Here is a 10,434-nt window from a genome sequence, read left to right on the forward strand (position 1 = left end):
ATCCAATTACTTTGGGTATAACAGCTCAGTTTTATAATCACCGGCCGGGAAACGGAAAGGCACCGGCCCGTCGGCAATACCATCAAGGAACTGGCGCACCTGCATATCGCTATTGGCTTGCAACTGTTCCGGTGTTCCTTCGGCAATAACATGCCTTCCGGCAACAATATAGGCATAATCAGCAATACTAAGGACTTCAGGCACATCGTGGGAGACCACCACGCAAGTCACGCCTAATGCATGATTCAGCTCATCAATCAGTTTTACCAGCACCCCCATAGTTATAGGGTCCTGACCCACAAATGGCTCATCAAACATAATTAATTCAGGATCAAGGGCAATGGCCCTTGCCAGTGCAGCACGCCGCGCCATACCGCCGGATAGTTCGGCAGGCATCAGATTAGCCGCCCCACGCAGCCCCACGGCTTCCAACTTCATCATCACCGTACTGTGCAGCAATTCCTCCGGCAAACGGCTATGTTCGCGTAATGGGAAAGCCACATTCTCAAACACGGTCAAATCAGTGAATAACGCACCAGATTGAAACAGCATGCTCATTTTCTTACGCACATCATACAAACGCTGACGTGAAAGCGCCGGAATATTATCACCATCAAACCAGATTTCACCTGCATCCGGTACAAGTTGCCCACCGATCAGGCGCAACAATGTGGTTTTACCAATTCCTGATGGCCCCATAATCGCAGTCACTTTGCCGCGGGGGACCGTCATGTTGATATCGGCGAATATCGGACGCTCACCACGGGTAAAACTCATCCCGCGGATCTCTATCAAATTCGACGACAATTGCTTCATTATCATTCGTCCCTTTAGGCCTTTAATTACTCATCCGAGCGCCAATGCTACATCAAATGGCGGCAACGAGCACAATGGGAAGTATTTTGGCAACTTATTGTCACTTTTTCGTAGCCAAAGTTGCCATAAGTTTTACTTTTCTGGCACTCACAGTCAAAATTAGGGTTAACTCAAAAAAGAGCGTAAAACGCTGTTAGTTGTTTTTACCCATGGGCTAGCTGTTTTCAACCGAAAATGGGTTACCAACAGTCAGCTTCTACCAACGGATCGGGATTATATACCCAAAGTAATTGGAGTTGCAGGTAGGCAGCAAGCGAGCGAAGCCCGATGAGCTTACATTAAGTAAGTAATTCGGGTGACAAATCTGCCGGGAGCTGATTTGAACGCTGCTTGCAGCGGCCTCAACGAGGTGAGGCCCATGGATGGGCCGAGTAAAGAACGTAGCTAACACTCCTGTAACTTCAAGGACGCCGGGTATACCTAATAAAGGACTTTGCATGTTTCTTGCGATAACACTATTAATCATCGGCTTGGTCTTATTAGTGTATGGCGCTGATCGATTAGTTTATGGCGCCGCTGTGTTATCCCGTTCTTTCGGCATCCCCCCCCTTATTATTGGGATGACCATCGTCGGTATCGGCACATCGCTACCTGAGTTGATGGTTTCGGTGACTGCAGCACTGAATAATCAGACCGATATGGCGGTTGGGAATGTGCTTGGCTCTAATATTACCAATTTACTGCTGATTGTCGGTGGTGCCGCCCTTATACGCCCATTAACAGTACGATCAGAGATTTTACGCCGTGAATTACCGTTGATGCTGGTAGTGACGGTGCTATGTGGTTTCCTGCTGGCTGATAACCATCTCAGCCGTGGAGATGGTATTATTTTGCTGGTAGCAGCGGCGGCGTTTATTATTCTGATGCTGAAAATTGCCCGTCTGGCCCATGCGGAAGGCAATGACATCCTGACTCGCGAACAGTTGGCTGAATTGCCTCAAGACAGTAGCAATACCGTCGCTCTTTTGTGGTTAGTGTTAGCTTTCATTATCTTGCCGCTCTCGGCCAAAATGATTATCGATAATGCCACGGTCATTGCCCGGGTCGCAGGTGTCAGTGAACTGGTTATAGGGCTGACTGTTATTGCCATCGGCACCAGTTTACCTGAACTGGCTACTTTTATCGCTGGCGCGTTGAAAGGGGAAGATGATATGGCGGTCGGCAATATCATTGGTTCGAACATTTTTAATATTGTGATTGTGTTAGGTGTACCTGCTCTGCTCTCCCCTGGCGACATTAATCCAGAAGCTTTCCAGCGCGACTATTGGGTGATGCTCGGTGTCAGTGTGATATTTACCCTTCTTTGCTTGGGGCGTAAACATCGCATCAGTCATATGGCAGGTGCTCTGTTATTATGTGGGTTTATCGCTTATCTAGCGGTGCTGTTTTTTGCACCCTTTAATGTGGCATAACCATGTTCATTCAATGGGAACCAAGTATGTCTTCTTATGATTTACAGCCAGCAACTGATTCACCGTCGGGTATTAACTCATTGCCTAGAGTGGATTTTCAACAGGCGGGTAAACAGGTGCTACAGATTGAGCGCGAAGGACTGGCACAACTCGATCAATATATTAATGACGATTTTGCCAAAGCCTGCGATGCAATATTTAACTGTCATGGCAAAGTTGTGGTTATGGGGATGGGCAAATCTGGCCATATTGGTTGCAAAATTGCCGCCACCTTCGCCAGCACGGGAACACCTGCCTTTTTCGTCCACCCCGGTGAAGCCAGTCATGGCGATCTCGGCATGGTCACGCCACAAGATATTGTGCTCGCCATCTCTAATTCAGGGGAATCCAACGAGATCCTCGCTCTCATCCCGGTTCTAAAGCGCCAAAAAATTCCGCTAATCTGCATGAGCAATAATCCTGAAAGTAGCATGGGTAAAGCGGCCGATATTCATTTGTGCATCAAGGTCCCACAAGAGGCCTGCCCATTAGGGTTGGCGCCGACCACCAGTACCACGGCCACCTTGGTGATGGGGGACGCGCTTGCAGTTGCATTGTTACAGGCTCGAGGCTTCACGCAAGAAGATTTTGCTCTCTCCCATCCAGGCGGAGCACTGGGGCGCAAGTTACTGTTGCGAATCAGCGATATCATGCACACTGGTGCAGAGCTCCCGCACATCAGTCCCGATGCGTCATTACGCGATGCGTTACTGGAAATTACTCGGAAGAATCTGGGTTTAACTGTCATCTGTGACGATTTGATGATGATTAAAGGTATCTTTACCGACGGTGACTTGCGCCGGATATTTGATTTGGGTGTCGATCTGAATAATGCGAAAATTGCGGATGTGATGACCAGTGGCGGTATTCGAGTCCCTCCAACCATGTTGGCTGTGGATGCACTCAACCTGATGGAGTTGCGCCATATTACCGCCGTACTGGTCGCAGATGGCGATCAGTTGCTGGGTGTGGTGCATATGCATGACATGCTGAGAGCCGGCGTGGTCTAACCGTGGACTGTCTGGTGAATAAAACAGCTAACAACGCCGCAACGTCAAGTAAGAAGGGTTTCCCAAATTAATTGGGGTTGCAGCCAGGCTGCAAACGAATGCATCCCGATGAGCTTGCATAGTCAAGTGATTCGGGTGAAAGAGAGCAGCTAACAACGCTGCAACGTCAAGTAAGAAGGGTAAAATGAGCGACACCGTATATCAGGACACATGCTATGGACCAGTAGCCGACACTGTGATGTCACGTGCGGCGAAAATTCGCCTACTGATTTGTGATGTCGATGGTGTGATGTCCGACGGCCTGATTTATATGGGTAATCAGGGCGAAGAGCTGAAAGCTTTCAACGTGCGTGATGGCTATGGTATCCGCTGCCTGATAACCTCAGGTATTGAAGTGGCCATTATTACTGGCCGTCGCGCAAAATTACTGGAAGACCGCGCCAACACCTTAGGCATTACCCACCTTTATCAAGGGCAATCTGATAAGCTGGTGGCCTATAACGAATTGTTGGTAGCATTAGCATGCCAGCCTGAGCAGGTTGCTTATATTGGGGATGACCTGATTGATTGGCCGGTCATGGCACAAGTTGGGTTATCTGTTGCAGTCGCGGATGCCCATCCGTTACTTCTTCCCAAGGCACATTATGTGACGCGAATCCATGGCGGGCGCGGTGCAGTACGCGAGATATGTGATTTGATATTATTAGCTCAAGATAAACTTGAAGGTGCCAAAGGATTGTCGATATGAGTAAAACAAGACTATGGATAACATTATCCTTGGCACTGATTGCTTTGGCATTGATTGGCTGGAATATATCCGGCTTTAATCAGCAGGACACGCAAACCGTGGCCACTGATAATGAGCCCTCTTCGCAGAGCCAGCATACTGTGACCGTGGTATTCAATCCGGTCGGGCAATTGAATTATAAATTGGTGGCGGAAGACGTACAAAACTTCAGCACTCAAGAGTTAACCTGGTTTACCAAGCCGGTCATGACTCTGTTTGCGGAGAATGCAGTCGCCACTTGGACAGTGCGCGCCGACCGCGCCAAACTGACCAATGATAAGATGCTGTATTTGTATGGTCATGTTGAAGTTGATAGCCTGACACCAGACGCACAGTTACAAAAAATTAAAACCGATAACGCCCAGGTTAATTTGATCACTCAGGATGTATCCTCAGACGATGAAGTTACCCTCTTTGGTGTTGGATTCACATCTAACGGCATGAAAATGCGTGGGAACTTGCGGGACAAAACCGCTGAGCTGATTGAAAAGGTTAAAACCTCTTATGAAATCCAAAAATAAACTTCGTCATTTTTTGCTTGCCAGTTCACTTTTAGCCGCAAGCCTGCCCGCTCTGGCGTTAACGGGTGATACTGATCAGCCCGTCACGGTTGACTCCGTTAAACAAGCGTTAGATATGGAGGCCAATACTGTCACATTTACCGACAATGTGGTTATCAAGCAAGGTACCATTGAGATTAAAGCTGATAAAGTCGTGGTTACGCGCCCAGGCGGAGATCAAAGCAAAATGGTCATTGAAGGTTATGGTAATCCAGTAACTTTCTACCAGATGCAAGACAGTGGCAAACCCGTAAAAGGCCATGGGCAGAAACTGCGTTATGAAGTCGCAAATGATTTTGTGGTGTTGACTGGCAATGCTTATCTGGAGCAACTTGATAGTAATATCAAAGGTGATCGCATCACTTATCTGGTGAAAAAACAGCAGATGGAAGCCTTCAGTGATAAAGGCAACCGCGTCACCACCGTGTTATTACCGTCCCAATTACAAGACAAAGGGCCAGCAGCTTCAGGCCAAAAGAAGAGTAAGTAATCATTTATGGCAACATTAATCGCAGAAAAGCTGGCTAAGGCGTACAAAGGCCGTAAAGTGGTCGAAGACGTAAGCCTCAATGTGAAATCCGGTGAGATAGTGGGCCTGCTTGGGCCGAACGGCGCAGGGAAAACCACCACTTTTTATATGGTCGTCGGCATTGTCCAGCGTGACGCCGGGCGTATTGTGATTGATGACGAAGATATCAGCCTCTTGCCTCTCCATGAACGCGCCCGTCGCGGTATTGGTTATTTACCGCAAGAAGCCTCTATTTTCCGCCGCCTGAGTGTATTTAACAACTTAATGGCGGTGCTGGAGATCCGTAAAGACCTCTCGGCTGAGCAGCGTGAGGAACGGGCTGATGAATTAATGGAAGAGTTCCATATCACCCATTTACGTGACAACTTGGGGCAATCGCTTTCCGGTGGTGAACGCCGCCGTGTTGAAATAGCCCGTGCACTGGCGGCAAATCCTAAGTTTATTCTGCTGGATGAGCCTTTTGCCGGGGTTGATCCGATTTCCGTTATCGATATTAAAAAAATTATTGAACATCTACGCGACAGTGGTCTTGGCGTTCTTATTACCGACCATAACGTGCGTGAAACGTTAGACGTCTGTGAGCGGGCTTATATCGTAAGCCAGGGTCATTTAATCGCTCACGGTACGCCACAGGAAATCCTGGCTGACGAACAAGTTAAGCGTGTTTACCTCGGTGAAGAATTCCGTCTCTGACCTTTTTCCCATACCCAATAGATTTCAAGGTGCAGAAAGGCGGCAAACAATAAAATCGGTCATAAATCGATTTAAACAGCATTTATGCTAGCCCGCAGGTGCGGCCAAGTAACCGGCAGCCAATACCCCTGCAATTTGAAAGATGACGGATATTCCGTCATCTATAAAGGAAAATTGATACCGCATTATGAAGCAAGGTTTGCAACTCAAGTTCAGCCAACAACTGGCTATGACTCCGCAGCTTCAACAGGCTATTCGCTTGTTGCAGCTTTCTACACTTGAACTCCAGCAGGAGATTCAGTTAGCGCTGGAGAGTAACCCCCTGCTTGAGCAAACTGATCTTCATGAAGAGATAGATGCAAAAGAGACCGTAGACAGTGAATCGCTTGATACCCGCGAGGCGCTGGAACAAAAAGATATGCCTGAAGAGTTGCCACTTGATGCCACCTGGGATGAGATCTACACCGCAGGCACGCCATCAGGAATGGGCAATGATTATAGCGATGATGAGTTGCCGGTTTATCAAGGGGAAACGACCCAAACGCTGCAAGACTACCTGATGTGGCAAGTGGATTTAACCCCATTCTCTGATACTGATGTTGCCATTGCGACCTCTATCGTGGATGCGGTCGATGAAACCGGTTACCTTACGGTGCCACTGGAAGATATTCTGGAAAGCATGGGGGACGAGAACGTCGCACTGGATGAAGTAGAAGCGGTGCTTAAGCGGATACAACACTTTGATCCTATTGGTGTCGCGGCACGTAACCTGCGTGAATGTCTGTTGGTACAGTTGTCACAATATGACAAAGATACCCCCTATCTTGCCGAAGCACGTCTGGTGGTTAGCGATTATCTGGATTTGCTGGGTAACCATGATTTCCGTACGATGATCCGCTTGAGTCGGCTAAAAGAAGATACACTTAAAGAAGCGATCGGCCTGATTCAGTCTCTGGATCCGCGTCCGGGTCAATCCATCAATACCGGGGAGTCCGAGTACGTCATTCCCGATGTTTTGGTGCGTAAAGACAAAGATCAATGGACGGTCGAGCTGAATGCCGATAGCATTCCACGCCTAAAAATCAACCAGCAGTATGCGGCGATGGGTAGCAGTACCCGCAATGACAGTGACGGGCAGTTTATCCGTAGCAATTTGCAAGAAGCAAAATGGTTGATAAAAAGCCTTGAAAGCCGCAATGAAACACTGCTGAAGGTGGCGCGTTGTATTGTAGAGCAGCAAGTAGCGTTTTTTGAGAATGGGCCTGAATTTATGAAACCCATGGTACTGGCCGATATCGCCCAGGCTGTGGATATGCATGAGTCGACAATCTCTCGCGTGACCACGCAGAAGTTCCTGCACAGTCCACGGGGTATTTTCGAGCTAAAATATTTCTTCTCCAGCCACGTCAATACCGATAGCGGAGGTGAAGCTTCTTCCACTGCAATTCGTGCACTGGTGAAAAAATTGGTTGCAGCAGAAAATCCTGCTAAACCTCTTAGTGACAGTAAGCTGACCACATTATTATGTGAACAAGGCATCATGGTGGCACGGCGTACCGTCGCGAAGTACCGAGAGTCGTTATCCATCCCGCCGTCAAATCAGCGTAAACAGTTGGTTTGACCTGAACTGAGAAGGAAGACACTATGCAGCTCAATATTACCGGACATCATGTCGAAATAACCGAAGCATTACGCGAGTTTGTTACCACTAAATTTGCCAAACTTGAGCAATATTTTGATCGCATTAACCAGGTATATGTGGTTTTAAGTGTTGAGAAAGTAAAACAAATTGCAGAAGCAACGGTACATGTGAATGGAGGCGAGTTGCACGCAAGCTCAGAGCAGGAGGATATGTACGCCGCAATTGATATTTTGGTTGATAAACTGGCCCGCCAGTTGAACAAACATAAAGACAAATTGAAACAACACTAAGAATCCTTGCGACTGTTATACCCAAAGAACATGGCGTTGCAGGTAGGCAGCAAACGAATGACAAATCGGCCAGAAGCCGATTTTAATCGTATTTCTGCAAGCAGGCTTATTGATCTCGATGAGCTGACTAAAGTCAGTGATTCGGGTAAGTCAACGTAGCGAACAACCCTGTAGTTTCAAGTACAAAGGGTATATTCACCCATAAAGGTTCTACACTCGCTACATAACCGTTTCCCGCGTCGGGAGTGAATCCCCGCTGGAAACGGTTTAAAACAGCGCTTAAGTGAAAGATGAGATGATCAACGATCCAGCATTGCAATTAAGCTCGGTATTAAATATCGAGTGCACCAAAAGCTCCGTACATTGCTCAAGTAAAAAACGGGCTTTGGAAATTATCAGCGAGTTGGCTGCCAAGCAACTTAACCTACCTTCACAGGTAGTTTTCGATGCTGTCTTAACCCGCGAACGTATGGGCAGCACCGGTATTGGTAGTGGTATCGCGATACCTCATGGCAAGTTGGAAGAAGACACACTGCGTGCAGTGGGTGTATTTATCCGTCTGGAACAACCTATTGCCTTCGATGCTATTGATAACCAACCGGTTGATCTGTTATTTGCCTTGTTGGTTCCGGCAGATCAATGTAAAACTCACTTACACACTTTGTCTTTAGTGGCCAAGCGATTAGCTGATAAAACAGTGTGTCGGCGTCTGCGTGCAGCACAAAGTGATGATGAGCTTTATCAAATCATTACTGAATTACCACCGGAAACGGCGTAATTGGGAAAGTGGAAACTATTTTATCCGTTATGCCCGGATCTTGTAGCCGGAATATAGGGTTCTAATGTATACCCAATAAATTTCAAGATGTGGGCAAGCACTCAACACGCCTACAACTTGAAAGATAACGGGGATAAATACCAAGGGGAGTTACTCACATGGTGCTGATGATTGTCAGCGGCCGTTCCGGTTCAGGGAAGTCTGTTGCTTTGCGCGCATTGGAAGATATGGGCTTTTATTGTGTCGATAACTTGCCTGTGGTTCTGCTGCCGCAATTGGCGAGTACACTTGCCGATAGGAATATCTCTGCCGCAGTGAGCATAGACGTACGTAATATGCCTGAATCACCTGAGGTATTTGAACATGCCATGACTCAACTGCCGGACAGCTTTTCACCACAGTTGCTGTTTTTGGATGCTGATCGCAATACTTTGATTCGTCGCTATAGCGATACCCGTCGCTTGCATCCGTTATCGACCAAAAACCTGTCATTAGAAAGTGCTATTGATGAAGAAAGTGACCTGTTGGAGCCTCTGCGCTCACGGGCTGATCTGATCATTGATACCTCTGAAATGTCAGTGCATGAATTGGCTGAGATGCTGCGTACCCGCCTGTTGGGTAAACGTGAACGCGAATTGACGATGGTGTTTGAGTCCTTTGGCTTTAAACACGGTATCCCCATCGATGCCGATTATGTTTTCGATGTGCGTTTCTTGCCAAACCCGCACTGGGACCCTAAATTACGCCCAATGACAGGTTTGGATAAGCCAGTAATCTCTTTCCTGGATCGCCATACCGAAGTACATAACTTTGTGTATCAGACCCGCAGCTATCTGGAACAGTGGCTGCCGATGCTGGAAACCAATAACCGCAGTTATTTGACGGTTGCCATTGGTTGTACTGGTGGTAAACACCGCTCGGTTTATGTCGCTGAACAGTTGGCCGATTATTTCCGCGCTCGCGGCAAAAATGTCCAATCACGCCATCGTACTCTGGAAAAGCGTAAATAATGACAATCAAGCAGACCGTTGAGATCAAAAACAAGTTGGGGATGCACGCCAGACCCGCAATGAAATTGTTCGAGCTGGTTCAGAGTTTTGATGCTGAAGTAATGTTACGCAACGACAGCGGTACCGAAGCTGAGGCCAGCAGTGTTATTGCACTGCTGATGCTGGATTCAGCCAAGGGCCGTCAGATTGAGGTTGAAGCGACCGGCCCTGATGAAATTCAGGCGCTGGCGGCAGTGATTGAGTTATTTAATTCCGGCTTTGATGAAGATTGATTTTCACCGCTCAGGTGAGCGGTGCCCAAACAATCACTAATGGGTGAAGCACACCACCTTTGCAATTCAACATTTTCACACCTATCCCCCTTAACCGTCGTCCACGCAGACCGATCCGCGTGATTATCGCCTTTTGGTGCTATCCCGGTCCTTTCAATTAAATACAGCGCCCCCCTTTTCACTGCCAGAAAACCCATGATGCTAACTGATGGTCACCACCAACAGCATGACTCCCATCCCAGCACCGATACTCCTCCCTTTCAGCGGCATCGATAAATCGTGATGTTCTTGTCTGTTGGCCGATACAACGGAGTTTCCTGTTATATCAGTGCCGGCCACACCTGTTGCCCTCTATTCCCGATTGTTCCTCCATTTATAGCTCGCTATAGCTGGATTGATGTTTATTTTTGTGAAAATTTGAATTTTAAATCCAATTTAAATCAAAGCATTACATTACCTCCGTTACCTATTGTTAACAATTGTGAGTTTAATCGCATTTACTTGCTGAAAAAACCCTTATTTTTAACTTTATTAAA

At 47.4% G+C, this 10,434-nt stretch carries 12 protein-coding genes; 11 read left to right on the forward strand and 1 reads right to left on the reverse strand.

Annotated features, from left to right (window positions below):
- Positions 1-6 precede the first annotated feature (6 nt).
- Positions 7-816 carry a phospholipid ABC transporter ATP-binding protein MlaF gene (mlaF, locus tag V2A85_RS09075; protein WP_372560435.1) on the reverse strand — a complete coding sequence of 270 codons (810 nt, stop codon included), beginning with the start codon at positions 814-816 and terminating at the stop codon, positions 7-9.
- Positions 817-1,313: 497 nt separating this feature from the next.
- Here mlaF and V2A85_RS09080 point away from each other — a divergent pair, with 497 nt between their 5' ends.
- The 11 genes from V2A85_RS09080 (at position 1,314) to npr (ending at position 9,898) form a co-directional block, all read left to right on the forward strand.
- Entirely contained in the window at positions 1,314-2,288 is a 975-nt protein-coding gene (locus V2A85_RS09080; protein ID WP_372560434.1) for a calcium/sodium antiporter, read from the forward strand.
- Between the two features lie 26 nt (positions 2,289-2,314).
- On the forward strand, positions 2,315-3,337 hold the full coding sequence (gene kdsD / locus V2A85_RS09085; protein WP_227746579.1) for an arabinose-5-phosphate isomerase KdsD: 1,023 nt from the start codon (positions 2,315-2,317) through the stop codon (positions 3,335-3,337).
- A gap of 184 nt (positions 3,338-3,521) precedes the next feature.
- Positions 3,522-4,085 (forward strand): 3-deoxy-manno-octulosonate-8-phosphatase KdsC, encoded by a 564-nt coding sequence (gene kdsC, locus V2A85_RS09090; RefSeq protein WP_083162270.1) that lies wholly within the window; start codon positions 3,522-3,524, stop codon positions 4,083-4,085.
- Complete coding sequence (gene lptC, locus V2A85_RS09095) at positions 4,082-4,645, forward strand: LPS export ABC transporter periplasmic protein LptC (RefSeq protein WP_083162268.1); 564 nt, start codon at positions 4,082-4,084, stop codon at positions 4,643-4,645. Before kdsC ends, lptC begins: the two co-directional genes overlap by 4 nt.
- Positions 4,629-5,174, forward strand: coding sequence for a lipopolysaccharide ABC transporter substrate-binding protein LptA (lptA, locus tag V2A85_RS09100; protein ID WP_050087620.1), 546 nt, complete (start codon positions 4,629-4,631; stop codon positions 5,172-5,174). Before lptC ends, lptA begins: the two co-directional genes overlap by 17 nt.
- Positions 5,175-5,180: 6 nt before the next feature.
- Positions 5,181-5,906, forward strand: a complete 726-nt coding sequence (lptB, locus tag V2A85_RS09105; protein WP_372560432.1) for an LPS export ABC transporter ATP-binding protein — start codon at positions 5,181-5,183, stop codon at positions 5,904-5,906.
- Positions 5,907-6,093: 187 nt separating this feature from the next.
- Positions 6,094-7,527, forward strand: coding sequence for an RNA polymerase factor sigma-54 (gene rpoN, locus V2A85_RS09110; protein WP_083162264.1), 1,434 nt, complete (start codon positions 6,094-6,096; stop codon positions 7,525-7,527).
- A 23-nt stretch (positions 7,528-7,550) separates the two neighbouring features.
- The gene (gene hpf / locus V2A85_RS09115; protein ID WP_004392031.1) at positions 7,551-7,838 is read left to right on the forward strand and encodes a ribosome hibernation promoting factor; all 288 of its coding nucleotides are present in this window, start codon (positions 7,551-7,553) and stop codon (positions 7,836-7,838) included.
- A gap of 295 nt (positions 7,839-8,133) precedes the next feature.
- A complete protein-coding gene (gene ptsN / locus V2A85_RS09120) occupies positions 8,134-8,616 on the forward strand; it encodes a PTS IIA-like nitrogen regulatory protein PtsN (RefSeq protein WP_032906970.1) in 483 nt (160 codons plus the stop codon).
- 158 nt (positions 8,617-8,774) lie between these two features.
- On the forward strand, positions 8,775-9,626 hold the full coding sequence (gene rapZ, locus V2A85_RS09125) for an RNase adapter RapZ (protein ID WP_019212425.1): 852 nt from the start codon (positions 8,775-8,777) through the stop codon (positions 9,624-9,626).
- Positions 9,626-9,898, forward strand: coding sequence for a PTS phosphocarrier protein NPr (gene npr, locus V2A85_RS09130; protein WP_019212424.1), 273 nt, complete (start codon positions 9,626-9,628; stop codon positions 9,896-9,898). The genes rapZ and npr overlap by 1 nt, the downstream gene beginning before the upstream one ends.
- The last annotated feature ends 536 nt before the right edge of the window (positions 9,899-10,434 follow it).

It is taken from the genome of Yersinia sp. 1252 StPb PI (assembly GCF_048593885.1).
GTDB classification, from domain to species: Bacteria; Pseudomonadota; Gammaproteobacteria; order Enterobacterales; family Enterobacteriaceae; genus Yersinia; species Yersinia enterocolitica_E.